Annotated in this window: 24 protein-coding genes and 1 tRNA gene; 13 read left to right on the top strand and 12 right to left on the bottom strand. The window is 65.7% G+C overall.

What is annotated here, in order from left to right:
* Positions 1 to 41 precede the first annotated feature (41 nt).
* The 4 genes from argJ to ACIGJB_RS14400 all read left to right on the top strand — a co-directional run bounded on the left by argJ (position 42) and on the right by ACIGJB_RS14400 (position 4,754).
* Positions 42 to 1,268 (top strand): bifunctional glutamate N-acetyltransferase/amino-acid acetyltransferase ArgJ, encoded by a 1,227-nt coding sequence (gene argJ, locus ACIGJB_RS14415; protein WP_483730440.1) that lies wholly within the window; start codon positions 42 to 44, stop codon positions 1,266 to 1,268.
* Positions 1,269 to 1,303: 35 nt separating this feature from the next.
* Positions 1,304 to 2,200, top strand: a complete 897-nt coding sequence (locus ACIGJB_RS14410; protein WP_483730439.1) for an ATP-binding protein — start codon at positions 1,304 to 1,306, stop codon at positions 2,198 to 2,200.
* On the top strand, positions 2,197 to 2,637 hold the full coding sequence (locus tag ACIGJB_RS14405) for an NUDIX domain-containing protein (RefSeq protein ID WP_483730438.1): 441 nt from the start codon (positions 2,197 to 2,199) through the stop codon (positions 2,635 to 2,637). Before ACIGJB_RS14410 ends, ACIGJB_RS14405 begins: the two co-directional genes overlap by 4 nt.
* A gap of 80 nt (positions 2,638 to 2,717) precedes the next feature.
* A complete protein-coding gene (locus ACIGJB_RS14400) occupies positions 2,718 to 4,754 on the top strand; it encodes an OPT family oligopeptide transporter (RefSeq protein ID WP_483730437.1) in 2,037 nt (678 codons plus the stop codon).
* Between the two features lie 29 nt (positions 4,755 to 4,783).
* On the opposite strand, the gene ACIGJB_RS14395 is transcribed toward ACIGJB_RS14400, so the two are convergent.
* The 8 genes from ACIGJB_RS14395 to ispB all read right to left on the bottom strand — a co-directional run bounded on the left by ACIGJB_RS14395 (position 4,784) and on the right by ispB (position 11,920).
* A complete protein-coding gene (locus ACIGJB_RS14395) occupies positions 4,784 to 4,975 on the bottom strand; it encodes a DNA gyrase inhibitor YacG (protein ID WP_211945839.1) in 192 nt (63 codons plus the stop codon).
* A gap of 4 nt (positions 4,976 to 4,979) precedes the next feature.
* A complete protein-coding gene (gene zapD, locus ACIGJB_RS14390; protein WP_483709406.1) occupies positions 4,980 to 5,738 on the bottom strand; it encodes a cell division protein ZapD in 759 nt (252 codons plus the stop codon).
* A 214-nt stretch (positions 5,739 to 5,952) separates the two neighbouring features.
* A complete protein-coding gene (gene coaE / locus ACIGJB_RS14385) occupies positions 5,953 to 6,579 on the bottom strand; it encodes a dephospho-CoA kinase (RefSeq protein ID WP_483730436.1) in 627 nt (208 codons plus the stop codon).
* 60 nt (positions 6,580 to 6,639) lie between these two features.
* Positions 6,640 to 7,524 (bottom strand): prepilin peptidase, encoded by an 885-nt coding sequence (locus ACIGJB_RS14380; protein ID WP_483732337.1) that lies wholly within the window; start codon positions 7,522 to 7,524, stop codon positions 6,640 to 6,642.
* 3 nt (positions 7,525 to 7,527) lie between these two features.
* Complete coding sequence (locus tag ACIGJB_RS14375) at positions 7,528 to 8,793, bottom strand: type II secretion system F family protein (protein WP_483730435.1); 1,266 nt, start codon at positions 8,791 to 8,793, stop codon at positions 7,528 to 7,530.
* Between the two features lie 30 nt (positions 8,794 to 8,823).
* Positions 8,824 to 10,548: a type IV-A pilus assembly ATPase PilB gene (gene pilB / locus ACIGJB_RS14370; protein ID WP_483730434.1), complete on the bottom strand. Its 1,725-nt coding sequence runs from the start codon at positions 10,546 to 10,548 to the stop codon at positions 8,824 to 8,826.
* Between the two features lie 272 nt (positions 10,549 to 10,820).
* Positions 10,821 to 10,897 (bottom strand) — tRNA-Pro (locus tag ACIGJB_RS14365).
* A gap of 93 nt (positions 10,898 to 10,990) precedes the next feature.
* On the bottom strand, positions 10,991 to 11,920 hold the full coding sequence (gene ispB / locus ACIGJB_RS14360; protein ID WP_483732336.1) for an octaprenyl diphosphate synthase: 930 nt from the start codon (positions 11,918 to 11,920) through the stop codon (positions 10,991 to 10,993).
* A 492-nt stretch (positions 11,921 to 12,412) separates the two neighbouring features.
* On the opposite strand from ispB, the gene rplU reads away from it, so the two are divergent.
* From rplU to proB, 4 genes are all read left to right on the top strand, one after another.
* Complete coding sequence (gene rplU, locus ACIGJB_RS14355; RefSeq protein ID WP_011299103.1) at positions 12,413 to 12,724, top strand: 50S ribosomal protein L21; 312 nt, start codon at positions 12,413 to 12,415, stop codon at positions 12,722 to 12,724.
* A 39-nt stretch (positions 12,725 to 12,763) separates the two neighbouring features.
* Positions 12,764 to 13,024, top strand: a complete 261-nt coding sequence (gene rpmA, locus ACIGJB_RS14350) for a 50S ribosomal protein L27 (protein ID WP_018006254.1) — start codon at positions 12,764 to 12,766, stop codon at positions 13,022 to 13,024.
* A gap of 113 nt (positions 13,025 to 13,137) precedes the next feature.
* Positions 13,138 to 14,235, top strand: a complete 1,098-nt coding sequence (gene obgE, locus ACIGJB_RS14345; protein WP_483730433.1) for a GTPase ObgE — start codon at positions 13,138 to 13,140, stop codon at positions 14,233 to 14,235.
* A gap of 86 nt (positions 14,236 to 14,321) precedes the next feature.
* Complete coding sequence (proB, locus tag ACIGJB_RS14340) at positions 14,322 to 15,440, top strand: glutamate 5-kinase (protein WP_483730432.1); 1,119 nt, start codon at positions 14,322 to 14,324, stop codon at positions 15,438 to 15,440.
* Positions 15,441 to 15,510: 70 nt separating this feature from the next.
* On the opposite strand, the gene ACIGJB_RS14335 is transcribed toward proB, so the two are convergent.
* On the bottom strand, positions 15,511 to 16,089 hold the full coding sequence (locus ACIGJB_RS14335; protein ID WP_483730431.1) for a CNP1-like family protein: 579 nt from the start codon (positions 16,087 to 16,089) through the stop codon (positions 15,511 to 15,513).
* Complete coding sequence (locus ACIGJB_RS14330; RefSeq protein WP_483730430.1) at positions 16,089 to 16,736, bottom strand: RNA pyrophosphohydrolase; 648 nt, start codon at positions 16,734 to 16,736, stop codon at positions 16,089 to 16,091. Before ACIGJB_RS14330 ends, ACIGJB_RS14335 begins: the two co-directional genes overlap by 1 nt.
* A gap of 193 nt (positions 16,737 to 16,929) precedes the next feature.
* On the opposite strand from ACIGJB_RS14330, the gene ACIGJB_RS14325 reads away from it, so the two are divergent.
* From ACIGJB_RS14325 to ACIGJB_RS14310, 4 genes are all read left to right on the top strand, one after another.
* Positions 16,930 to 18,651: a proline--tRNA ligase gene (locus tag ACIGJB_RS14325; protein ID WP_483730429.1), complete on the top strand. Its 1,722-nt coding sequence runs from the start codon at positions 16,930 to 16,932 to the stop codon at positions 18,649 to 18,651.
* Between the two features lie 4 nt (positions 18,652 to 18,655).
* Positions 18,656 to 19,378, top strand: a complete 723-nt coding sequence (locus ACIGJB_RS14320) for a lytic transglycosylase domain-containing protein (RefSeq protein WP_483732335.1) — start codon at positions 18,656 to 18,658, stop codon at positions 19,376 to 19,378.
* Complete coding sequence (locus tag ACIGJB_RS14315; RefSeq protein ID WP_483730428.1) at positions 19,375 to 20,229, top strand: 2OG-Fe(II) oxygenase; 855 nt, start codon at positions 19,375 to 19,377, stop codon at positions 20,227 to 20,229. The genes ACIGJB_RS14320 and ACIGJB_RS14315 overlap by 4 nt, the downstream gene beginning before the upstream one ends.
* 122 nt (positions 20,230 to 20,351) lie before the next feature.
* Complete coding sequence (locus ACIGJB_RS14310; protein ID WP_483730427.1) at positions 20,352 to 20,978, top strand: LysE family translocator; 627 nt, start codon at positions 20,352 to 20,354, stop codon at positions 20,976 to 20,978.
* A 6-nt stretch (positions 20,979 to 20,984) separates the two neighbouring features.
* Here ACIGJB_RS14310 and ACIGJB_RS14305 read toward each other — a convergent pair whose 3' ends face one another.
* Both ACIGJB_RS14305 and ffh read right to left on the bottom strand, forming a co-directional pair.
* Complete coding sequence (locus ACIGJB_RS14305; protein WP_483730426.1) at positions 20,985 to 21,527, bottom strand: hypoxanthine-guanine phosphoribosyltransferase; 543 nt, start codon at positions 21,525 to 21,527, stop codon at positions 20,985 to 20,987.
* Between the two features lie 49 nt (positions 21,528 to 21,576).
* The gene (ffh, locus tag ACIGJB_RS14300; protein WP_483730425.1) at positions 21,577 to 22,971 is read right to left on the bottom strand and encodes a signal recognition particle protein; all 1,395 of its coding nucleotides are present in this window, start codon (positions 22,969 to 22,971) and stop codon (positions 21,577 to 21,579) included.
* A gap of 93 nt (positions 22,972 to 23,064) precedes the next feature.
* Between ffh and ACIGJB_RS14295 the strand changes: the two genes are divergently transcribed.
* Complete coding sequence (locus ACIGJB_RS14295; protein WP_483730424.1) at positions 23,065 to 24,000, top strand: cytochrome C assembly family protein; 936 nt, start codon at positions 23,065 to 23,067, stop codon at positions 23,998 to 24,000.
* Positions 24,001 to 24,005 lie beyond the last annotated feature (5 nt).

Raw genomic sequence — 24,005 nt, 5'->3', positions numbered from 1 at the left:
TGAACAGACAGATCAAGCAGGACTACAGGACAGGAACCGATATGCCCGTGAATCTTCCGCTGCCGCAGGCAGAAAACCTGAAACCCGTTGCCGGCGTCGAGCTCGGCTGGGCCGAGGCCGGCATCCGCAAGGCCAACCGCAAGGACGTGCTGGTCGTGCGCGTGGCGGAAGGCAGCACCGTGGCCGGCGTGTTCACGCGCAACCGCTTCTGCGCCGCCCCGGTGCAGGTCTGCCGCGAGCACCTCGCCGGCGGCAAGGGCATCCGCGCGCTGGTGATCAACACCGGCAACGCCAATGCCGGCACTGGCGAGACCGGCCTGGCCAACGCCCGCGCCACCTGCGACGCGCTGGCCGGCCAGCTTGGCATCGCTGCGCAACAGGTGCTGCCGTTCTCGACCGGCGTGATTCTCGAGCAGTTGCCGATGGACCGCCTGCTGGCCGGCCTGGCACCTGCGGTTGCCAACGCGAAGGCCGACAACTGGCTGGCTGCCGCCGAATCGATCATGACCACCGACACGCAGCCCAAGGCGGCATCGCGCACGGTGCAGATCGACGGCAAGACGGTCACGCTCTCCGGCATCAGCAAGGGCGCCGGCATGATCCGCCCGAACATGGCGACCATGCTCGGCTTTATCGCCACCGACGCGGGCGTGGCCCAGCCGGTGCTGCAGGCTCTTGTGTCGCATGCTGCCGACCACTCGTTCAACAGCATCACGATCGACGGCGACACCTCGACCAACGATTCCTTCGTGCTGATCGCCACGGGCAAGTCGGGCGCCGTCATCGATCGCGCCGAAGGCCCGGCCTTCGAAGCGCTGCGCGAGGCCGTCACCAGCCTGGCCCAGGAACTCGCGCAGATGATCGTGCGCGACGGCGAAGGCGCCACCAAGCTCATGACCATTCGCGTGGAAGGCGGCAAGGACGTGGCCGAGTGCCGCCAGATCGCCTATGCCGTGGCCCACTCGCCGCTGGTCAAGACGGCGTTCTTTGCCTCGGACCCCAACCTGGGCCGCATCCTGGCTGCCGTCGGTTATGCCGGCGTGGACGACCTCGATGTCGACCGCGTCAACCTGTGGCTCGACGACGTCTGGGTGGCCCGCGATGGCGGCCGCAACCCGGACTACCGCGAAGAAGACGGCCAGCGCGTGATGAAGCAGGCCGAAATCACCGTGCGCATCGCACTGGGCCGAGGCAACGCCGAGGCCACGGTGTGGACCTGCGACCTCTCGCACGACTACGTGTCGATCAACGCCGACTACCGTTCCTGATCATCCCCCCTGTTCAACGACGCTCCGCTGCTGCCATGTCTGACCTCGCCTCCCGCCTCGACAACTTCCTCGCCCGACTCGAACAGTGGCTGCCGCCGCAACTGACGGATGCGGACTGGCAGGAGGCGGTAGCGTTCCGCTGGCGCAAGCGGCAGAGCCTGTTCGGCAATATCGGCTACCTGCAGCCGGTGCGCCAGCTGCCGCCGATCCACCTCGATGACCTCAAGAACATCGAGCGCCAGAAGGACGCCATCGTCGGCAATACGCGCCAGTTCGTGAACCGGCTGCCGGCCAACAACGTGCTGCTGACCGGCGCGCGCGGCACCGGCAAGTCGTCGCTGATCAAGGCCTGTCTCAACGCCTTCGTCAAGGACGGCCTGCGGCTGGTGGAAGTGGACAAGAGCGACCTGGGCGACCTCGGCGATATCGTCGAGCAAGTCGCGCAGCGCCCCGAGCGCTTCGTGATCTTCTGCGACGACCTGTCGTTCGAGGACGGCGAATCGGGCTACAAGGCGCTCAAGTCGGCGCTGGACGGCTCGGTGGCCGCGCAGTCGGACAATGTGCTGGTGTATGCGACGTCCAACCGCCGCCACCTGCTGCCCGAGTATATGAAGGACAACGAGTCCTATCGCCATACCGAAGACGGCGAGATCCATCCCGGCGAAGTCGTCGAGGAGAAGATCTCCCTGTCCGAGCGCTTCGGCCTCTGGTTGTCGTTCTACCCGCCCAAGCAGGACGAGTACCTGTCCATCGTCGGTCACTGGCTCAAGCATTTTGGCTGCACCGACGAGGACATTGCCGCCGCGCGCGGCGACGCGCTGGTGTGGGCGCTGGAGCGCGGCTCGCGCTCGGGCCGCGTGGCCTGGCAGTTTGCGCGCGACTGGGGCGGCAAGCATGGCAAGCCGTTCATCGCCGACGTGGAGGGCGCATGACGCAAGCGCAGGCGCAAACGCAAGGCACGGCCACGCCGCGCAAGGTCACCGAGGTGGCCGTAGGCGTGCTGGTGCAGCCCGACGGCCGCTTCCTGCTGGCGCAGCGCCCGGGCGGCAAGCCGTACGAGGGCTACTGGGAATTCCCGGGCGGCAAGCTGGAACCGGGCGAGACCGTGGAAGCCGCGCTCGCGCGAGAACTCCATGAAGAACTGGGCCTCGATATCTCCGAATGCGTGCGCTGGCACGTGCTCGAGCACGATTACCCGCACGCCTACGTGCGGCTGCATTTCTGCAAGGTCACGGCCTGGCGCGGCGATCCCGTCGGACGCGAAGGCCAGGCCTTTTCGTGGCAGACCGTGCCGGTGACGGTCGAACCGCTGCTGCCGGCGACCATCCCGGTGGTCGAATGGCTCGGCGAAGAATCCCGGCCAGCCTGACAATCTGAGCAGTACCCGCGCCCCTGCGGTCGCGGCGCCCGTGATTGCGCCGACACAAAAACAGCAAGAAAGGAGCCCGTATGCTGCGTGCTGACCGCGTTGCCGACGATATTTCCCTGCCTGAGCTGACCCTGCGCGGCATCATCCTGGGGGCGCTGATCACGGTGGTGTTCACCGCCTCCAATATCTACCTCGGCCTCAAGGTCGGGCTGACCTTCTCCTCGGCGATTCCCGCAGCCGTCATCTCGATGGCGGTGCTGCGGCTGTTCCCAGGCGCCAATATCCTTGAAAACAACATGGTGCAGACGCAGGCCTCCGCCGCGGGCACCTTGTCGTCGATCATCTTCGTGCTGCCGGGCCTGGTGATGCTTGGCTACTGGCAGGGCTTTCCGTTCTGGCAGACGCTGTCGATCTGCGCGGCCGGCGGCATGCTCGGCGTGCTGTTCAGCATCCCGCTGCGCCATGCGATGGTGGTGCAGAGCGAACTGCCTTATCCGGAAGGCGTGGCCGCCGCCGAGATCCTGCGCGTGGGCAGCGCCGGGCAGGACACGGCGCCGGGCGCGAAGCAGCAGGGCACCGGACTGGCCGACCTGATGGCTGGAGGCCTCGTCGCAGGTGTGTTCAGCTTCGCGGCGGGCGGCCTGCGCCTGCTGGCCGAAGGCGCCAACCTGTGGCTGGCGGCCGGGACATCGGTGGTGCGCTTCTCGATGGGCTTCTCGCTCGCGCTGGTCGGCGCGGGCTACCTCGTCGGCATCGTCGGCGGCCTGGCCATGCTGCTCGGGCTGCTGCTGACTTGGGGCATTGCGGTGCCGTGGCTGACCGCCATCACGCCGCGTCCGGAGGGCGCCACGCTGCAGGCGTTCGGCACGATGGTGTGGAGCACGCAGGTCCGCTTCATTGGCGCAGGCACCATCGGCATCGCTGCGATCTGGACGCTGATCACGCTGGCGCGGCCGATGCTCGATGGCATCCGTGCGTCGCTTGGCGCGATCAAGGGCGCCGGAGCGGGCGGTGCGGACATGCCTCGCACGCAGAAAGACATGCCGGTGCGCTGGATCGGCATTCTGGCCGTCGTCCTGGCCCTGGTCCTGGCGGCCACGTTCGGCTATTTCATGATGCCGGCGCCGGTGGATGCCGGTGCGCGCTGGCAACTGGTGGCCTGCGCCGTGCTCTTTGCCTTCGTGTTCGGATTCCTGGTGGCCGCGGCCTGCGGCTACATGGCTGGCCTGGTCGGTTCGTCGGCCAGCCCGATCTCGGGCATCGGCATCATCGCGGTGATCCTGGTGTCGCTGCTGATCCTGGCGATCGGCACCGCCGACGGCCTGCTCGATACGCCGGAAGGCGGCAAGTTCGCGATCGCGCTGGCCATCTTCACAACCGCCGCCGTGCTGGCCGTGGCCACCATCTCCAACGATAACCTGCAGGACCTGAAGACCGGCTGGCTCGTGGGCGCCACGCCGTGGCGCCAGCAGGTGGCGCTGCTGATCGGCTGCGCGGTGGGCGCGGCAGTGATCCCGCCTGTGCTGGACCTGCTCTACAACGCCTACGGGTTTGCCGGTGCGCTGCCGCGCGCGGGCATGGACCCGGGGCAGGCGCTGGCCGCCCCGCAGGCCACGCTGATGACGGCGATTGCCACCGGCATCTTCACGCACAAGCTCAACTGGAGCATGATCCTGACCGGCATTGCGCTCGGCGTGGTGCTGATCGCGATCGACGAGATGCTGCGCCGCCGGGGCGGTACCGCGCGCCTGCCGGTGCTGGCCGTGGGCATCGGCATCTACCTGCCGCCGACGATCAGTTCGGCGCTGGTGGTGGGCGCCGTGCTGGCGTGGCTGCTGCTGCGCGCGGAGCGCCGCCGCGCGGTCGCACGTGGCGATGACGTCAAGCTGGCGCTGGAACATGCCGAACGCCGCGGTACGCTGCTGGCCTCGGGCCTGATCGTCGGGGAAAGCCTGGTCGGGGTGCTGCTGGCGGCCGTGATCGGCCTGTCAGGCAAGGACGCGCCGCTGGCCGTGGTGGGCGAGGGCTTTGCCGTGACGGCCGAATGGCTCGGCCTGGCGGTGTTCGTGCTGGTGTGCGTGGGGTTCTACCGCCGCGTGCTGGCCGCGGCGCACTGAGCGGTCGGGACGGTTCCGGTCGTCCCGGCTCAGTCGTCTTCGTCTTCCGGCAGGTCCGGCGATGGGGTTTCGCCGGGTTTGCTGCCGATCACGTACTTCTCGGACGCCCATGCGCCCAGGTCGATCTGCCGGCAGCGCTCGGAGCAGAACGGGCGGAACTTGTTTTCGGGAATCCATTCCACCTTGGTGCCGCAGGTGGGACATTTGACGACGGCAGGCATGACTTCAGAAATTGCAGAGCTTGAGCAGGAACGGGATGTCGGCGTCGACCGAACGCGGGCGCAGGTCGCCGTCCTGCTGCGTAAAGCGGACCCACAGCATGTACTTGTTGGCGCTCATCTCGGGGATAAAGGCCAGCAGCGAGTCATCGAGGTGCACCTGCATCAGCTGGTAGCTGCGGCCCGATAGCATCTGCTGGTAGCTGCCGCCCGTGGCGATCACCTTGCCGCTCTGGCCCGATTCACGCAGCAGGCGCAATACCGTCGATGTGCCGGCGCGCAGCGCCACCAGCGGCCTGGCCCATTTCAGGATATCGGCGCGGCGTTCCTCGGCCGGACGATGTTGCCAGGCATAGTAGGCCGGCAGGTCGAATTCGCAGGTGCCGCCCGGAATGATCGCGCGGCTGCGGATGCTGGTCAGCCACTCGTTGTCGGCCAGCAGCTGGCCCGCCTTGCCCACGGTCTGGTTGAGCATGGCAATGCCTTGCTCGATCTCGCCGATGACGGCGTCCAGCGCTTCCTGGTCGATCTGGGGATTGACGCGCAACGCGGTCAGCGCCTGGCGCTGGCGTTCCAGTTCCTTGATCAGGTCGGTCTTGAGGTCGGCGCGGCCGGCCACGTCGATGATCTCGAACAGCGTGGTCAGTGCGACATGGTGCTGCAGAGCGTGTTCCTGGCCGAGGAAGTAATCCAGCCGATCGAACAGGTCCTCCAGGCGCAGCAGCATCCTGATGCGTTCGTTGAAAGGATATTCGTACAGGATCAAGTGCTATGTCCGTGCAGCGCTGAGGCGGCGCTCCCGTGGGAGCGTCCCGGTGCGGGCGTGGCCCGGGGAACGTCAGGAATGCGTGGCAGCCGCGGCCGTCCACGCATTTCGCGTTAGGTTCCAGCGCATTCTATGCGAGACGGGCTGCGAGGACAATGCAATGTGCATCATGCGCCGAGCCCATGAGCAGAGCGGTGACTGCTTGTGCCCTGAATCAGGTGCGCGTGACGCCGGCGGCTGACAACGCGCGATAGGTCCGGTCCAGCAGGTCAACCTGCGCGGTGAGTGCCTCGACCTGCCCGTCGTTGTCGACCACATCGTTGGCCACGGCCAGCCGCTGCGCCCGCGTCGCCTGTTTCGCCATGATGGCCAGCACCTGCTCGCGGCTGAAGCCATTGCGCGCCATGACGCGCGCGATCTGCGTTTCCTCGGTGCAATCCACCACCAGCACGCGCCCGACGCGCTCGACCCATGCGCCGGACTCGACCAGCAGCGGCACGACGTAGATCAGGTACGGATGCTCACCGGCATCGGCAATGCTCTTGGCGCGGGCCGTGGTCAGTTCTCGGATCAGCGGATGGGTAATGCCTTCGAGCCTGGCCTTGGCGGCAGGGTCGGCAAAGACCAGCGCGCGCATGGCATCGCGGTTCATGGCGCCGTCCGCGCGCAGGCACTGCGGGCCGAAGGCCTCAACCAGCGCGGGAATGGCCTGCCCGCCCGGCGCGGTGATTTCATGGGCAAGCAGGTCGGTGTCGATGATGGCGGCGCCGCGCGCGGCGAACATGTCGGCCACGCGGGTCTTGCCGCTGCCGATGCCGCCAGTCAGTCCGATCTCCAGCATGTCAGGTTCCATGGGTGCAATGCCCGAACGATACCAGCTTGGCGCGCCGCAGGCCGCCGCTCACGGCGTCGGCAGCGGCAGCACGCCGGGCCCGAAGAACAGCACCAGCGCGCCGGCGCCGGCAATGAACGGTCCGAACGGGAACGGCGTGTCGCGGTCCTGGCGGCGCAGCGCGATGCTGGCCACGCCAAAGACCACGCCGACCACCGAAGACAGCAAGACCAGCGTCGGCAGCGCCTGCCAGCCGAACCAGGCGCCCAGCGCCGCCATCAGCTTGAAATCGCCATAGCCCATGCCTTCCTTGCCGCGCACCAGCTTGAACGCCCAGTAGGCGGACCACAGCAGCAGGTAGCCCGCCACGGCGCCGATCACCGCATCGGCAAGTGGCACGAACAGGCCGCCCAGGTTGAGCAGCAGCCCCAGCCACACCAGCGGCAGCGTGATCTGGTCGGGCAGCAACTGCGTGTCGGCATCGATCATCGTCAGCGCCAGCAGCGACCACAGCAGCACCAGCGCCGCCACGCCTTGCCAGGTCGGTCCGAAGTGCCAGGCGGCCAGCGCACTGAGCACGCCGCAAGCGAGTTCCACCAGCGGATAGCGCACGCCGATCGGCGCCTTGCACGACGAGCAGCGCCCGCGCAGGAAGAGATAGCTGATGACGGGAATGTTCTCCCACGCGGCGATGGCATGGCCGCAGTGCGGGCACGCCGAGCGCGGCACCATCAGGTTGTAGCGTTCGGGGTAGGGCAGGGGATCGCCGCGCAGTTCGGCGATGTAGTTGGCTTCGTCATACTCCATCATGCGCGGCATCCGGTGGATCACCACGTTCAGGAAGCTGCCCACCAGCAGGCCGAGGATGGCCGCTGCGGCGAGCAGGAACGACGGCGGCAGCGCGGCCAGCGCCGGCAGCACAGCGGAGCCGCCGGCGCGGAATACCGGATTTATCAATTACACCACCTGTCCCAGCTTGAAGATCGGCAGGTACATCGCCACCACCATGCCGCCGATGAGCACGCCCAGCACCACGATGATCAGCGGCTCGATCAGGCTCGAAATGGCCGCCACGGCGTCATCAACTTCTCGCTCGTAGAATTCGGCCACCTTGAGCAGCATGTTGTCGAGCGCGCCCGACTCCTCGCCGATCTGGGTCATCTGCAGCACCATGTTGTCGAACACGTGCGTGGCCTGCATGGCGTTGGTCAGGCTGGTACCGATGCGCACCGCCTGTTCGATCTCGCGCGTGGCGTCGTAGTAGACCCAGTTGCCGGCGGCGCCCGCCACCGACTCCATCGATTCCACCAGCGGCGTGCCGGCCGCGAACATGGTGGCGAGCGTACGCGTCCAGCGCGCGATCACGGCCTTGCGGAACAGGCTGCCGAAGATGGGCAGCTTCAGCATCATGCGGTCGGTGCTGCGCTGGACCTTCTCCGACTTCTTCAGGGCCCGTATATAGAGCGCAACGCCGCCCACCGGTATGCCAATGACGATGTACCAGTACGAGACAAAAAAGTCCGAGATGGCGATCACCACAAGCGTGGGCGCCGGCAGGTTGGCGCCGAAGCTCGAGAACACGCCCTTGAAGGCCGGGATCACGAACAGCATCAGGATCACGGTGACGGCAAAGGCCACGGTCAGCACCGCGATCGGGTAGATCATCGCGGACTTGATCTGGCTCTTCAGCGCGATGGTCTTTTCCATGTAGAGCGACAGGCGCTCCAGCAGGGAATCCAGGATACCGCCCTGTTCACCAGCGTCGATCAGGTTGCAGTACAGCGTATCGAAATAGCGCGGGTGACGGCGGAAGGCCTGCGCCATGCTGCTGCCGGATTCGATGTCGAAACGGATGTCCGACAGCAGTTGCGTGAAATTCGGGTTGGCGTGGCCGCGCGCGATGATGTCGATCGACTGCAGCAGCGGAATGCCCGCCTTGAGCATGGTTGAAAGCTGGCGCGTGAAATACGCAATGTCTTTCTGGGTAATCTTCTTGCCGCGCGCTGCCTTGCGCTTTTTCATCTTGACCACGGTGAGGCCCTGCTTGCGCAGGGTCGCCGTGACCTCGGCCTGGTTCTCGGCCCGCTGTTCCCCGGTGAACGTCTTACCTTTGCGGTCCTTGCCTTCCCACTCGAAGATGTACTGCGTAGGTGCCTTGCGTCCTGCTTTCGCGCGTGACGGCGCTGCCGCCCGTGCGCCCGCTGCTGGTGCGCGCGTTGCCATGATTGACCCCCGACATGAACGTCTGTTGTTTTACGTATTCGTTGTGGCCAGCACTTCTTCGAGTGACGTGACCCCCTGCTTGACCTTCAGCAAGCCGGCTTCCCGCAAAGATAGCACGCCGTCGCGGCGGGCCTGTTCGGCAATCTGCAGCGCCGTGCCGTGCGACAGGATGATCTGCTGCATCGCCTCGGTAATCGGCATGACCTGGTAGATGCCGCAGCGTCCCTTGTAGCCGCTGCCATTGCAGCGCTCGCAACCGACCGGGTGGTAAGGCTGCCAGCTGCCGTCGATCTGGCTTGCCTTGAAGCCGGCTTCGAGCAGCGCCTCGTTCGGGATCGAACCCGCGCGCTTGCACGTGCACAGCCGCCGCGCCAGCCGCTGCGCCGTGATCAGCAGCACGCTCGAGGCGATATTGAACGGCGCCACGCCCATGTTCATCAGGCGCGTCAGCGTGGTCGGCGCATCGTTGGTGTGCAGCGTCGACAGGACCAGGTGGCCGGTCTGGGCGGCCTTGATCGAGATGTCGGCGGTTTCCAGGTCGCGGATTTCGCCGACCATGATGATGTCCGGATCCTGGCGCAGGAACGAGCGCAGCGCCGCGGCGAAGGTCAGGCCGGCCTTGTCGTTGACGTTGACCTGGTTGATGCCGGGCAGCTGGATTTCGGCCGGGTCTTCGGCCGTCGAGATATTGATGTCGCCCTGATTCAGCAGATTCAGGAACGTATAGAGCGAAACGGTCTTGCCGCTGCCGGTCGGGCCGGTGACCAGGATCATGCCGTAGGGGCGCTTGATGGTGTCCATCAGCAGCGCCTTCTGTTCGGGCTCGTAGCCGAGCTGGTCGATGTCCAGCTTGTCGCTCGACGACTCCAGGATACGCATCACGATCTTCTCGCCGAAGAGCGTGGGCAGCGTCGACACACGGAAGTCCACTGCCTTCTCGACGATTTCCTTGGCGTCCTTGCCTTGCGGCAGCGGAATCAGCAGCTTCATGCGGCCGTCCTGCGGCACGCGCTTTTCAGAGATGTCCAGGCGCGACAGCACCTTGATGCGCGTGGCGATCTTGTCGCGGATATCGAGCGGCGGGCGTGCCACCTCTTGCAGTACCCCGTCCACGCGGAAGCGCACGCGGTAGAAGGTCTCGAACGGTTCGAAGTGAAGGTCCGATGCGCCACGGTGGAAGGCCTCGGTCAGCAGCTTCTGCAGGAAGCGCACGACCGGCGCGTCGTCGATGTCGCTGGTGGCGGTGCGATTGCGCTGCGCGGCGGCGGCCACCGGGTCGTACTCGATCAGCTTGCGCTCGGTGGACGTCCCGGGTGCGACGTCCTTGAGCGTGCCCGCGGCTTCCCCGGCGGAGCGCACATGCTTCATCAGCTTGTCGTGCTCCACCACCACGGTGTCGAGCGGCAGGTTGTACTTCTGCTTGATCGCGTCGAGCCCGGCCTGGTTGGACGGGTCGGAGATGCCCACCACCAGGCGGTTCTCGCGACGGCCAAGCGGCAGCAGCCGATGGGCGTGGAATTCGCGGTTGCCCGCCAGCGCGGGCGGAACCTTGTTCAGGTTGTACTGCGCCAGGTCGAGCAGCGGCAGCTGGTATTTATCCGCCGCGAACAGCGCAACGTCATGCGCGGTCATCGTGCCGCTGCCAACGATCTCGTCGATCAGCTGCGTCTTCTTTTCGCGCGCTGCCTGTTCCAACTGGGCGAGCAGCGCGGGCGCGATGCGACGGCTCTGTGCTAGGGCGAGACCAAGTGTCATGGCAGGAACCAGGTGGTGCAGGCGCCCGCGAGCGCCCGTCGGGGCCATAGGCCCCCGGATCGGCGCAGTTTGCCGCTGGGGTCACTTTTTGTAAAGGCGACAAAGGGCCATGTCGGCATTTGTGCGACAGGGGCGCAACCCTACTGGCGCGGGGAGTATGGAGAAGGGGAAGGTAAGACGGAACGGGCCGCGAGAATGCCGGCGCCAAAACAAAAAAGCCGCACATTGCTGTGCGGCTTTTTGCTGGCCGGAAACTGCGTGGCCATGAATTCTGGTCGGGGTGAGAGGATTCGAACCTCCGGCCTCTACGTCCCGAACGTAGCGCTCTACCAGGCTAAGCTACACCCCGAATTCTGACTTTGTTGCCCACCGTTGCCGGTCAGCAGCAAAGAACGTAAGTCTAGCAGCGTTTCTCCCGAATGGGAAGAGGGCTTCAGCGGTTTCAGGATTGCCGCTGCAGCGAGAACGCGCACAGCGCAATCAGCGTGTCTTTCAGATCCGAAGGCGGAAACTGCCGGGCGGCCTGTTCTGCGGCCTCGGCCTCGCGGCGCGCGGCTTCGAAGGTGACATCGAGCGCGCCGCTCGCATGGATGGCCGAAAACACCGCGTCGAAATGCTCGGTGCCGCCTTGCACAATCGCTTCGCGCGCCAGGGCGCGCTGCTCCGGCGTGCCGTGCTCCAGCAGATGCAGCAGCGGCAGCGTGGGCTTGCCTTCGCGCAGGTCGTCGCCGGCATTCTTGCCCATCTGCTCGGCGCTGGCGGTGTAGTCGAGCATGTCGTCGATCAGCTGGAACGCGGTGCCGATGCGGCGGCCGTACTCGGCTGCGGCTTCTTCCATGGCGGCGTCCGCGCCCGCGAGCACGGCGCCGAGCTGGGCCGCGGCCTCGAACAGCTTGGCCGTCTTGTAGCGGATCACCTGCAGGTAGCGCTCCACCGTGACGTCGGGATCGTGCATGTTCAGCAGCTGCAGCACTTCGCCCTCGGCGATCACGTTGGTCGCGTTCGACAGGATTTCCATGATGCGCATGCTGCCGGCATCGACCATCATCTGGAACGCACGCGAATAGAGGAAGTCGCCCACCAGCACGCTGGCGGCGTTGCCGAACACCGCATTGGCGGTCTCGCGGCCACGGCGCAGTTCGGACTCGTCGACCACGTCGTCATGCAGCAGCGTGGCGGTGTGGATGAACTCCACGACGGCGGCCAGCTCATGGTGGCGCTGGCCGTCATAGCCGAAGGCGCGGGCCGACAGCAGCAGGATGACCGGGCGCAGGCGCTTGCCGCCGGCGCTGATGATGTATTCGCCGATCTGCTCGATCAGGGGAACTTCGGAAGACAGCCGTTGACGGATGACTGCATCGACCGCGCGCATGTCTGCAGCGACCGGGGCAAGCAAGGCAGTGGCGGAAGGCTGGGTCAAGATGATCACCGTTACGCAAAACCGGACGATTATATGCGATGCCAACGTGGTTCACGCCAGTGTCCAGTCCCCGTTCGGGGGAGGCGCGGCCGCCGGGGTCTATAATTCGGGCATGAACAAGTCCACGTCCCGCCGCAGTGCCCGCCGCACGGCCTGGTGGGTGGCATTTGCCGCACTGGCGGGCTTCCTGCTGGCCGATCTGACCTGATCCACGCGTGCGCAGAAGTGCGCAAGGCGTCGCCGGACAGGCTATGTGCCTGTTTTCTTTGCGTTTTTGTCCAGCCTGGTTTATAGTTCTCGGTTTCCTCCGGTGGTTTTGCTCGTCTTGCGGGTATCGACCGGCGGGAGATAACCGGGCCGCACAGGCGTTGGCGGGCTGCTTGGCAGCATGCAAGCGCGACGTGCCGGCATTCGGCGTTTTATTCACATCCGAGAGGTTCGACAATGTACGCGGTCGTAAAAACCGGCGGCAAGCAATACAAGGTTGCTGCTGGCGAAAAACTTAAAGTAGAACAGATACCGGCAGACATTGGCGCAGAAATCACGCTCGACCAGGTGCTCGCAGTGGGCGCCGGCGACCAAATCAAGTTTGGTACGCCGCTGGTGAGCGGGGCTTCCGTCAAAGCTACCGTTATCTCCCAAGGTCGTCACGACAAGGTGAAGATCTTCAAGATGCGCCGTCGCAAGCACTACCAGAAGCGTCAAGGCCATCGTCAGAACTACACCGAGCTGCGCATCGAAGCGATCAACGCCTGATCATTCGAACGTAACCCGGTAAAGCGACAGGAGTAAGACATGGCACAGAAAAAAGGCGGCGGTTCCACGCGGAACGGCCGTGATTCCGAATCGAAGCGTCTGGGCGTGAAGGTGTTTGGTGGCCAGGCCATCAACGCCGGCGGCATCATCGTCCGCCAACGCGGCACCCGCGTGCACCCCGGTGACAACGTGGGCGTGGGCAAGGACCACACCCTGTTTGCACTGGTCGACGGCCACGTGCAATTCGCCGTCAAGGGCCCTGCCAAGAAGCAGCAAGTCAGCGTCGTTCCGGCGGCCTGATAACAGCCTTTGCAGCAAGAAGGCCCCGCAATGCTTGCGGGGCTTTTTCATTTTTGGCGACAATGCAAGTTGCCAATGCCGGTCGGTAGCCCGGTCCACCACGGAAACTCACTATGAAGTTCATCGACGAAGCCCGAATCGAAGCCATCGCCGGCAACGGCGGCAATGGCAGCGCCTCGTTCCGGCGCGAGAAGTTTGTGCCCTTCGGTGGTCCGGATGGGGGCGACGGTGGCCGGGGCGGCAGCGTGTTCGCCGTCGCGGACCGCAATATCAATACCCTGATCGACTTCCGCTACGCCAAGAAGCACGTGGCCCGGAACGGTGAAAACGGCCGTGGCTCCGATTGCTACGGCGCCGCCGGCGAGGACGTCACGCTGCGCATGCCGGTCGGCACGCTGATTACCGACATGGACACCGGCGAGCTGATCGCCGACCTGACCGAGCACGGCCAGAAAGTCTGCCTGGCCGAAGGCGGCATCGGCGGCTGGGGCAACCTGCATTTCAAGTCCAGTACCAACCGTGCCCCGCGCCAGCAGGTGGACGGCAAGCCCGGCGAGCGCCGCATGCTCAAGCTGGAACTGAAGGTGCTGGCCGACGTCGGCCTGCTGGGCATGCCCAACGCGGGCAAGTCGACATTCATTTCGCATATCTCCAACGCGCGCCCGAAGGTGGCGGACTATCCGTTCACCACGCTGCACCCGAACCTGGGCGTGGTGCGCGTCGACCACGAGCAGTCATTCGTGGTGGCGGACATTCCGGGCCTGATCGAAGGCGCGGCCGAAGGTGCCGGCCTGGGCCACCAGTTCCTGCGCCATCTGCAGCGTACCGGACTGCTGCTGCATATCGTCGACCTGGCGCCGTTCGATGAAGCGGTGGACCCGGTGGCGGAAGCGAAGGCCATCGTCAACGAGCTGAAGAAGTACGACGAAACGCTCTACGACAAGCCGCGCTGGCTGGTGCTGAACAAGCTCGACGTGGTGCCGGAAGACGAGCGCGCCACGCGCGCCAAGGACTTCATCAAGCGCTACAAGTGGAAAGGCCCGGTCTTCCAGATCTCCGCGCTCACCGGCGAAGGCTGCCGCGAGCTGATCTACGCGATCAAGGACCACCTGGCCGCGATCAAGGCCGAAGAAGCTGCCGCACTGGCCGAGCCCGACATCCGGCTCGACGAGCGGCGGCACAACGTCGACCAGGAAGGTCACGAGCAGTAAGCCAGCTTTTTTCCCTCGCCCATGCGGGGCGAGGAACCACAATTGGGGACGGAAAGAAATGCCCCCCGGAGACAGGATTTCTCGCCATGCAATCGGTCATTGCCCAGGCAAAACGTATCGTCGTGAAGGTTGGCTCCAGCCTGGTCACCAACGACGGCAAGGGGTTGGACTACGACGCCATTGCGCGCTGGGCGGCGCAGATCGCCAAGCTGCGTTCGATCGGCAAGGAAGTGGTGCTGGTCAGCTCCGGCGCCATTGCCGAAGGCATGCAGCGCCTGGGCTGGGTACGCCGTCCACGTGAAATCCACGAATTGCAGGCCGCCGCCGCCGTCGGCCAGATGGGGCTGGCGCAAGTCTATGAAAGCCAGTTCGGCCGCTATGGCATCCGCACCGCGCAGGTCCTGCTCACGCACGCCGACCTGGCCGACCGCGAGCGCTACCTGAACGCGCGCTCCACGCTGCTGACGCTGCTGTCGCTGGGCGTGGTGCCCATCATCAACGAGAACGACACCGTGGTCACCGACGAAATCAAGTTCGGCGACAACGACACGCTCGGCGCGCTGGTGACCAACCTGATCGAAGGCGATGCGCTGGTCATCCTGACCGACCAGCGCGGGCTCTACACCGCCGATCCGCGCAAGGACCCGAACGCCGAGTTCGTCGACGAGGCGCTGGCCGGCACGCCCGAGCTCGAAGCGATGGCCGGCGGCGCCGGCACGTCGATTGGCCGCGGCGGCATGCTGACCAAGATCCTGGCGGCCAAGCGTGCGGCCAAATCCGGCGCGCACACCACCATTGCCTCGGGGCGGGAGGCCAACGTGCTCGAACGCCTGGCGGCAGGGGAGGCCATCGGCACGCAACTGCTGGCCCCGACCGGGCGCCTGACCGCCCGCAAGCAGTGGATGGCGGATCACTTACAGCTGCGCGGCCGCGTGATGATCGATGCCGGCGCCGTGGAAAAACTGACCAGCGGCGGCAAATCCTTGCTGCCGATCGGCGTGGTCGAAGTGCAGGGCGAGTTCGCGCGCGGCGAGGTGGTGGCCTGTGTCGGGGCCGATGGGCGCGAAGTGGCGCGCGGCATCACCAACTATTCGAGCGCCGAGGCGCGGCTGATCGCCCGCAAGCCGTCGTCGGAAATCGAATCGGTGCTGGGCCACCTGAACGAGCCTGAGCTGATCCACCGGGACAACCTCGTGCTGGTCTGAACCGGCGTCACGATGCAAATAGAAAGGGCGATGCCGTGGCATCGCCCTTTTTCCTTCTGCCTGCAGAGGCTCAGCGCCGCGGGGCGTGGTCCTTCAGGTCGCGGACCATGGCATCCGGCGTGCCGGCCACTGTGCGGCCTTCGCAGAAGAAATCGGTCGCCAGCGTCGCCGCGTAGGCGTTGCGGGCCGAAGTCTGCATGCGGATCCAGTCTTCACGCGTTTCGCCGCGGTTGAGCTGCCATTCCTTGGCGCCCATCGGCAGTGTCGCGTAGATCTTGCGCTCGAACGCATCGCAGCGCAGGCCTTCGAAGTTCACGTTGCGGGCACCGGTCGTGCTGCTGATCACGACCGTGAAGCGCACCACATTGTCCTTGCCGACCGATACCGATTTGCTATCTACCGCGAAGGTGAGGTTGCCGGTGCCGTTGACCGAGAACGGGATCAGGTTCGCATCCTGCGGCAGCGGCGGCAGGATGGATTCTTCCTCCTTGAAGGTCTTGGGCTCGAACGGATTGATCCACTTCGATTCTTCTTCGGGCATTTGCTTGCCGGTGGTCTTGCAGCCTGCCAGTGCCAGGCAGGCGGCGGCGAGCAACAGGCCGGCAGCGGTCAGGCCGCCGCGGCGGCCCTGGCCGGTAACACGATTCATCAGGACTCCGTGTGGTTGGAAGCCGGCGCGGCCGGCAAAACTGCGGCATCTTCCGCTGCGCCCGCTTCGGCCGCCACCGCGGGCATGCCCTGGGTGACGGCTTGCTGCGGCCGGCGCTGCCCGCCGCCATGGCGGCCATGATGGACGCCATACGGGCTGAGCGGCACGCGCGAGTTCCGGTTCAGGAAGCGCGACAACTCGCCCAGCGCAAGCTGGTAGACGTCGCGCTTGAACTCGATCACCGCGTCCAGCGGCACCCAGTAGTCGCTCCACCGCCAGGCGTCGAACTCCGGATGGTCGGTGGCACGCAGGTGGATATCGCAGTCCCTGCCCGCCATGCGCAGCAGGAACCAGATCTGTTTCTGGCCTCTATAGTGGCCGCGGATCTCGCGGCGGATGAACTTGTCCGGCACCTCATAGCGCAACCAGTCGCGCGTGCGACCGACGATCCTGACGTGCTCCGGTAGCAGGCCGATCTCCTCATGCAGTTCGCGGTACATGGCCTGTTCCGGCGTTTCGCCGTACTTGATGCCGCCTTGCGGAAACTGCCAGGAATGCTCGCCGATTCGCTTGCCCCAGAAAACCTCGTTTCGTGCGTTGATGAGGATGATGCCGACGTTCGGGCGAAAGCCTTCACGATCGAGCATGACTGCACCTCGAATCCTTTAGAATTACGTCGATTATAAAGGATGCGCGCGGCCCGGCTCAGGCGGGGCCCTGCTGGTTTTCCCCGAGCGGGAAGGGCAGTTTCAGGCAGTTGCCGGCGCGTTCCAGTCGCTTATGCGCGGCATGGCTGCCGCCAATTCACCGGGATTCCCGGTTTCCAGAGAAGACATTCGGATGAAAGCCTCGCAATTTTTCATTTCCACCCTGAAAGAAGCCCCCGCCGACGCGGAAATCGTGTCGCACAAGCTGATGATGCGCGCGGGCATGATCAAGAAGCTCGGCGCCGGCATTTACAACTACATGCCGGTGGGCCTGCGCACGATCCGCAAGGTGGAGAATATCGTTCGCGAGGAAATGAACCGGGCCGGCGCCGTGGAACTGTCCATGCCCGTGATCCAGCCGGCCGAGCTGTGGCAGGAAACCGGCCGTTGGGACAAGATGGGCCCCGAACTGCTGCGCCTGAAGGACCGCCACGAGCGCGATTTCGCCGTGCAGCCGACGTCCGAGGAAGTCGTCACGGACATCGCCCGCTCGGAAATCCGCAGCTACAAGCAGCTGCCGGTCAATTTCTACCAGATCCAGACCAAGTTCCGCGACGAGCGCCGGCCGCGCTTCGGCATCATGCGCGGCCGTGAATTTACGATGAAGGACGCGTATTCCTTCGACCGCGACGCGGAAGGCCTGAAGCAGTCGTACCAGAACATGTACGACGCCTATGTGCGCATTTTCCAGCGCTTCGGCCTGGAATTCCGCGCCGTGGCGGCCGATAACGGCGCCATCGGCGGTTCGGGCTCGCATGAATTCCACGTGATCGCCGACACCGGCGAAGACGCCATCGTCTACTGCCCGACGTCCGACTACGCCGCCAACATGGAGGCCGCCGAGGCACTGCCGCTGGTGGCAGAGCGCGCCGCGCCGGCCCAGGCGCTGGAAAAGACCTTCACCCCGGAGAAGGTCAAGTGCGAGCAGGTGGCCGAATTCCTGAACGTGCCGCTGGAGCGCAACGTCAAGTCGATCGTGCTGGCCACGGAAGGCGACGCCGGTGTCCAGATCTGGCTGCTGCTGATCCGCGCCGACCACGAACTGAACGAGGTCAAGGCTTCCAAGGTGCCGGGCCTGGCCGAATTCCGCTTCGCCACCGAAAACGAGATTGTCGATGCCTTCGGTTCGCCCCCGGGCTATCTGGGCCCGATCGACATGAAGAAGCCGGTCAAGGTCGTTGCCGACCGCACCGTCGCCAACATGAGCGACTTCATCTGCGGCGCCAACTACCGCGATTACCACTTCACCGGCGTCAACTGGGGCCGCGACCTGCCCGAGCCCGTCGTGGCCGACCTGCGCAACGTGGTGGCCGGCGATGCCTCGCCGGACGGCAAGGGCACGCTGGAAATCTGCCGCGGCATCGAAGTCGGCCACGTGTTCATGCTCGGTACGCGCTATTCCGAGTCCATGAACGCGACCTTCCTCGACGAAAACGGCAAGACCCAGCCGATGCAGATGGGCTGCTACGGCATCGGCGTGACCCGTATCCTGGGCGCGGCGATCGAGCAGAACTTCGACGAGCGCGGCATCATCTGGCCCGCCGCCATCGCCCCGTTCGAGGTGGTGGTGTGCCCGGTCGGCTATGACCGCTCCGAGGCCGTCAAGGCCGAGGCCGACCGCATCCACGCGGAGCTGCTGGCCGCCGGTGTCGATGTCATCCTCGACGACCGTGGCGAGCGCCCGGGCGTGATGTTCGCCGACTGGGAGCTGATCGGCGTGCCGCACCGCGTGGTGGTCGGCGACCGTGGCCTGAAGGAAGGCAAGGTCGAATACCAGGGCCGCCGCGACGCCCAGGCGACCCAGGTGGCCGTCACTGACGCGGTCGGCCATGTCCGCAGCCAGATCGGCAAGTAAGACCATGCGCGCGGTCGGTCTGGCTCGCACTGCCGGCAGCCTGCTGCTGGCCCTGGCCGCCGCCGCGCACGCAGGGGCGCAGAAGGAAGAGGATCTGGCCGACTCCGTGCGCGGCGCGCTGGCGGCAGCCATTGCCGACTCCCGCCCGATACGTCCTGTCTTTGCCGCGGGCGGCGAGCGGCTGGCCTACCTCAAGTGGCTTGGCGAAATGTCGCACCGGCTCGAAGGTCGCATCCCCGAGCCGCAAATGCGCGTGGAACTGATCGAAACCGCGTACTACGAAGCCAAGCGCGCCGGGCTGGAGCCTGCGCTGGTGCTTGGCCTGGTGCAGGTCGAGAGCAATTTCCGCAAGTACGCCATCAGTTCGGTCGGCGCGCGCGGGCTGATGCAGGTGATGCCGTTCTGGACTCGCACGATCGGCGACAACGATCCACGCAAGCTGTTCCACCTGCAGAGCAACCTGCGCTACGGCTGCACCATCCTGCGTTACTACCTGGACCGCGAGCAGGGCGACCTGTTCCTGGCACTGGGGCGCTACAACGGCAGTCGCGGCCGCGCCGAATATCCCAACGCGGTGTTGGCCGCGTGGAAGCGCTGGCAATACTCCGAGGCCACGGTCACCGTCGCGGGCGATCCGGAAATCGCCCCGACCCGGCCGCGCAAGCTGCCGCCCGAGGCGCCGGCGCGCAACCCGTTCTCCCCGCAGCGGGTGGCCAATCCGTCATGAGCACCGACACGCGTCCGGCCGTGGGGTCGCCGGGCTACGCCACCTCGTCGCCGGAGCTGGAACGCTGGCTGGCCAGGCATATCGCCGAGGGATTTGGCGCCGAGTCGCTGGTCCTGTCCATGCTGCGCTCCGGCTATGACACCGCCTTTGCCCGCGCCGCGGTGGCCACGGCCATGGGGCACCGGCGTGCCGCGCCGGCCACTCCTACACCCAGTCCCGCACAGCGCCAGGGCGAGCGCGAGATTCCCGTGCTGTTCTCGCTGCAAGCACCCGCCATCCGCCTGTACCAGCAACTGCTCAGCGATGCCGAATGCGATGCGCTGGTCGATCTCGCGCGCGGACGGCTGGAGCGTTCGCCGGTCATCAATCCGGACACCGGCGACGAGAACCTGATCGACGCGCGCACCAGCATGGGCGCCATGTTCCAGGTCGGCGAGCATGCGCTGCTGGACCGCATCGAGACCCGCATCGCCCGGGTGACGGGCGTGCCCGCCGATCACGGCGAGGGGTTGCAGATCCTCAACTACAAGCCCGGCGGCGAATACCAGCCGCATTTCGATTTCTTCAATCCGAAGCGCCCCGGCGAGGCCCGCCAGCTCCGCGTCGGCGGCCAGCGCATCGCCACGCTGGTGATCTACCTGAACACGCCGCAAGCGGGGGGCGCCACGGCTTTCCCGCGCATCGGCCTGGAGGTGGCGCCGGTCAAGGGAAATGCTGTGTACTTCAGCTACCTGCTGCCCGAAGGCCGGCTGGACGAGCGCACCCTGCACGCCGGCCTGCCGGTTGAAACTGGCGAGAAATGGATTGCCACCAAATGGCTGCGCGAGCGCCCATACCGCGCCCCTGCATAGAAACTGTCCCGCCAAACCAAGGCATTCCGTCATGGCAGAATTCCGGCGAACTGTACCGGTACTGTACCGTTTGGCGTGACTAGACTGGCAGCATTCCCCCTGCATCTTCTGGTGTGTGTGCCATGGTTTTTCCCGACCTTGTCGCCGGTTCCGGCGTCTTCCTCGCGTTCTCGGCGTTTGCGCTGGTCTCCTCCATCACGCCAGGCCCCAACAACACCATGGTGCTGGCCTCGGGGGTGAACTTCGGTTTTGCGCGAACGATTCCACACCTGCTTGGCATCAGCGGCGGGTTTGCGCTGATGGTCGCGCTGGTCGGCCTGGGGCTTGGCTCGATGTTTTCCCACTGGCCATGGACCTGGCAGGTGCTGCGCGTGGTGGCCGGGGTCTACCTGGTCTGGCTGGCGTGGAAGCTCGCCACGTCAGGCGGCATGCAGGAGCGCCAGGTCGCGCGCCCGATGGGCTTCCTGAAGGCGGCGGCGTTCCAGTGGGTCAACCCCAAGGCGTGGGTGATGGCGGTGGGCGCGTGCAGCACCTATGTGCTGCACGGCAATGTGTGGCTGAACGTGCTGATGCTGGCGGGCATCTTCGCCGTGATCAACCTGCCGAGCGTGGCGATGTGGGCCGTGTTCGGCTCGGCCCTGCGCCGCTGGCTGGCGCAGCCGCGGGTGCTGCGCGTGTTCAATGGGGGGATGGCCTTGCTGCTGCTGGCGTCGCTGTGGCCGATTCTGGGGGCGCACCACGCCGGCTGACGGCGCTTACATCAACGCCCGGATCGTCCCCAAATTCCGCCAATACCCCTTGGCATCCATCCCGCACCCGAACACATACCGGTCCGGCACCTGGAACCCGCAGAAGTCCGGGTGCATCGGCTTGAGCTTGGTCAGCGTCTTCTCGCACAGCACGGCGGCGTGGAATTCCTTCGCGCCCATGTCCATGATGCGCTCGCGGATGGCGGCCATGGTCTCGCCTTCATCCAGGATGTCGTCCAGCACCAGCACCACGCGATCCTTGACCGATTCACGCGGCGCCACGCGCCATTGCATCTCGCCGCCCACGGTTTTGTTGTTGTAGCGGGACAGGTGGATGTAGTCGAATTCCAGCGGGAACTGCAGCTTGGGCAGCAGCATGCCGGTGAACACCACCGCGCCGCCCATCACGGACAGCACCAGCGGGAACGCATCGCCCATCTTCTCGGTGATGTCCTTCGCCATGCGGTCCAGCGACAGCTGGACTTCTTCGGCACTGACGATTTCCTCGGATTGGGACCACAGTTCGCGGGCCTGTTCAGCGGTCATCATGATGTCTTTCCTGTTCTTGTCTCTTGCGGGGTAGGGCGCCTGGCGCGGATCAGCGGTTGAAGAGGCCCTTCATGCCGCCCTTCATCGCGCCCATCTGGCGCATCATCTTCATCATGCCGCCGCCCTTGAGCTTCTTCATCATGCCTTGCATCTGGTCGAACTGGTTCAGCAGGCGGTTCACTTCCTGCACCGGCACGCCCGCGCCCGCGGCGATGCGGCGCTTGCGGCTGGCCTTGATCAGCTCGGGCTTGGCTCGCTCGGCGGCGGTCATGCTGTTGATGATGCCTTCCATGCGGGCCACCTGCTTTTCCGCCTGATCCATATTGGCGCCTTGCGCCTGCTGCGCGAACTGCGCGGGCAGCTTGTCCACCAGGCTGCCCAGGCCGCCCATCTTCTTCATCTGGCCGATCTGGGCCTTGAAGTCTTCCAGGTCGAAGCCGCCGGTCTTCTTGATCTTCTTGGCCAGCTTCTCGGCGGCGTCCATGTCCACGCCGCGCTGGGCTTCCTCGACCAGCGCGAGGATGTCGCCCATGCCCAGGATACGCTGGGCCATGCGGTCGGGGTAGAACGGCTCCAGGCCGTCGAGCTTTTCGCCGACGCCGACGAACTTGATCGGCCGGCCCGTCACGTGGCGGACCGACAGCGCGGCGCCGCCACGGGCATCGCCGTCGAGCTTGGTCAGCACCACGCCGGTCAGCGGCAGCGTGTCATTGAAGGCCTTGGCGGTGTTGACCGCGTCCTGGCCGAGCATGGCGTCGACCACGAACAGCGTTTCCGCCGGCTTCAGCTCGGCGTGCAGCGCGGCGATTTCCTGCATCATCGCCTCGTCGATACCCAGGCGACCCGCGGTATCGACGATCAGCACGTCGTGGTAATGCTTGCGCGCCCAGTCCACCGCCGCACGGGCGATATCGACCGGCTTCTGGTCGGGCTGGGAGGGGAAGAACTCGGCGCCCACCTGTTCGGACACCGTCTTCAACTGTGCGATAGCGGCCGGGCGATACACGTCGCACGAGACCGTCAGCACTTTCTTCTTTTTGTTCTCTTTGAGCCACTTGGCCAGTTTGCCGACGGTGGTCGTCTTGCCGGCGCCCTGCAGACCGGCCATCAGGATGATCGCGGGCGGCTGCACGGCCAGGTTCAGCTCGGCGCTCTTGGCGGCGCCGGTTACGGCTTCCTCGCCGCCGATCACCGAGGTCAGCTCGCGCTGGACCACGCCGACCAGCGCCTGCCCCGGAGTCAGGCTGGCGACGACATCCTCGCCCAATGCCTTTTCCTTGACGCGGGCGATGAACTCGCGCACGACCGGCAGGGCCACGTCGGCCTCGAGCATGGCCAGGCGCACTTCGCGCAGCATTTCGGCGGTATTGGCCTCGGTCAGGCGGGCCTCGCCGCGCATGGTCTTGACGACCCGCGCCAGGCGTTGAGTGAGATTGTCCAGCATGGCAGGAATGGGGGAAGAAAGGGCTGTGTTGCGGCCTCTGTTACCGGATCAGCCGCCCGCCACCGGCAGGGGGCACTAAGGTAAACTGCGCAAATGGTCATTGTACTGTATGCCCTGACGGCACTTCTCTATTGCGGGCTGGCTTTCCACGGCTGGGCCACGCGCAATCCGCGGCTGGCCGCGGCCGGTAGCCCGGCCGGTGGCGCGGCCTCGGCCGTGATGACCGCCAACGGCGGGCCAGCGGCCGGCAGCGACGCCCAGCCGGGCTGGTGGCACCTGCTGATGGCGGCCGTGCTAGCCAGCCACGGCCTGCTGCTGCACGAAACCATTTTCCCGGCCGACCATATGATGTTCGGCTTCGCTTTCGCGCTGTCGGCCATGCTGTGGCTGGGCGTGGGCATCTACTGGATAGAGAGCTTCTTCTTCTCGCTGGCCGGGCTGGGACTGATCGTGATCCCGGTGGCGCTGGTCGCCAGCCTGATGCCGCTGGCGTTCCCGGGCTCGCAGATCCTGGGCTACGCCGCTCGGCCGCTGTTCAAGCTGCACTTCATCATCGCCAACGTGGCCTATGGCCTGTTCACGCTGGCCGCCTTCCACGCCTTCCTGATGCTGCTGGCCGAGCGCCGCCTGCACGGCTTCAAGCATGCGCCGTCGCGTCCCGGCAACGTCAAGCCCAAGGGCCCGGCCGAACAGTGGCTGGGCCGCTGGCTGGACCTGCTGCCGCCGCTGCTGACGCTGGAAAAGCTGCTGTTCCGCCTGATCGGGGCGGGGTTCGTGCTGCTGACGCTGACCATTGCCTCCGGCCTGCTGTTCTCCGAGGAACTGTTCGGCCGTGCCTTCCGGCTCGACCACAAGACCGTGTTCGCCTTTATTTCATGGGCGATGTTTGGCGGCATCCTGGCCGGGCGGCATTTCCGCGGCTGGCGCGGCCGAGTGGCGCTGCGCTGGGTCATCGCGTCGTTCGGCATCCTGCTGCTCGCTTACGTTGGCAGCCGCTTCGTGATCGAAGTGATCCTGCACCGGCTCTGAGACCG

Source organism: Cupriavidus sp. C2SS-8b, from assembly GCF_057073745.1.
This window is presented reverse-complemented; position numbering and strand designations above follow the sequence as displayed.

Excerpts from the sequence above, each read along its gene's own strand:
- argJ (WP_483730440.1), top strand. The coding sequence starts at position 42 with ATGCCCGTGAATCTTCCGCTGCCGCAGGCAGAAAACCTGAAACCCGTT.
- ACIGJB_RS14410 (WP_483730439.1), top strand. The coding sequence starts at position 1,304 with ATGTCTGACCTCGCCTCCCGCCTCGACAACTTCCTCGCCCGACTCGAA.
- ACIGJB_RS14405 (WP_483730438.1), top strand. The coding sequence starts at position 2,197 with ATGACGCAAGCGCAGGCGCAAACGCAAGGCACGGCCACGCCGCGCAAG.
- ACIGJB_RS14400 (WP_483730437.1), top strand. The coding sequence starts at position 2,718 with ATGCTGCGTGCTGACCGCGTTGCCGACGATATTTCCCTGCCTGAGCTG.
- ACIGJB_RS14395 (WP_211945839.1), bottom strand. The coding sequence starts at position 4,975 with ATGCCTGCCGTCGTCAAATGTCCCACCTGCGGCACCAAGGTGGAATGG.
- coaE (WP_483730436.1), bottom strand. The coding sequence starts at position 6,579 with ATGCTGGAGATCGGACTGACTGGCGGCATCGGCAGCGGCAAGACCCGC.
- ACIGJB_RS14375 (WP_483730435.1), bottom strand. The coding sequence starts at position 8,793 with ATGGCAACGCGCGCACCAGCAGCGGGCGCACGGGCGGCAGCGCCGTCA.
- pilB (WP_483730434.1), bottom strand. The coding sequence starts at position 10,548 with ATGACACTTGGTCTCGCCCTAGCACAGAGCCGTCGCATCGCGCCCGCG.
- ispB (WP_483732336.1), bottom strand. The coding sequence starts at position 11,920 with ATGCGCGCGGTCGATGCAGTCATCCGTCAACGGCTGTCTTCCGAAGTT.
- rplU (WP_011299103.1), top strand. The coding sequence starts at position 12,413 with ATGTACGCGGTCGTAAAAACCGGCGGCAAGCAATACAAGGTTGCTGCT.
- rpmA (WP_018006254.1), top strand. The coding sequence starts at position 12,764 with ATGGCACAGAAAAAAGGCGGCGGTTCCACGCGGAACGGCCGTGATTCC.
- obgE (WP_483730433.1), top strand. The coding sequence starts at position 13,138 with ATGAAGTTCATCGACGAAGCCCGAATCGAAGCCATCGCCGGCAACGGC.
- proB (WP_483730432.1), top strand. The coding sequence starts at position 14,322 with ATGCAATCGGTCATTGCCCAGGCAAAACGTATCGTCGTGAAGGTTGGC.
- ACIGJB_RS14335 (WP_483730431.1), bottom strand. The coding sequence starts at position 16,089 with ATGAATCGTGTTACCGGCCAGGGCCGCCGCGGCGGCCTGACCGCTGCC.
- ACIGJB_RS14330 (WP_483730430.1), bottom strand. The coding sequence starts at position 16,736 with ATGCTCGATCGTGAAGGCTTTCGCCCGAACGTCGGCATCATCCTCATC.
- ACIGJB_RS14325 (WP_483730429.1), top strand. The coding sequence starts at position 16,930 with ATGAAAGCCTCGCAATTTTTCATTTCCACCCTGAAAGAAGCCCCCGCC.
- ACIGJB_RS14320 (WP_483732335.1), top strand. The coding sequence starts at position 18,656 with ATGCGCGCGGTCGGTCTGGCTCGCACTGCCGGCAGCCTGCTGCTGGCC.
- ACIGJB_RS14315 (WP_483730428.1), top strand. The coding sequence starts at position 19,375 with ATGAGCACCGACACGCGTCCGGCCGTGGGGTCGCCGGGCTACGCCACC.
- ACIGJB_RS14310 (WP_483730427.1), top strand. The coding sequence starts at position 20,352 with ATGGTTTTTCCCGACCTTGTCGCCGGTTCCGGCGTCTTCCTCGCGTTC.
- ACIGJB_RS14305 (WP_483730426.1), bottom strand. The coding sequence starts at position 21,527 with ATGATGACCGCTGAACAGGCCCGCGAACTGTGGTCCCAATCCGAGGAA.
- ffh (WP_483730425.1), bottom strand. The coding sequence starts at position 22,971 with ATGCTGGACAATCTCACTCAACGCCTGGCGCGGGTCGTCAAGACCATG.
- ACIGJB_RS14295 (WP_483730424.1), top strand. The coding sequence starts at position 23,065 with ATGGTCATTGTACTGTATGCCCTGACGGCACTTCTCTATTGCGGGCTG.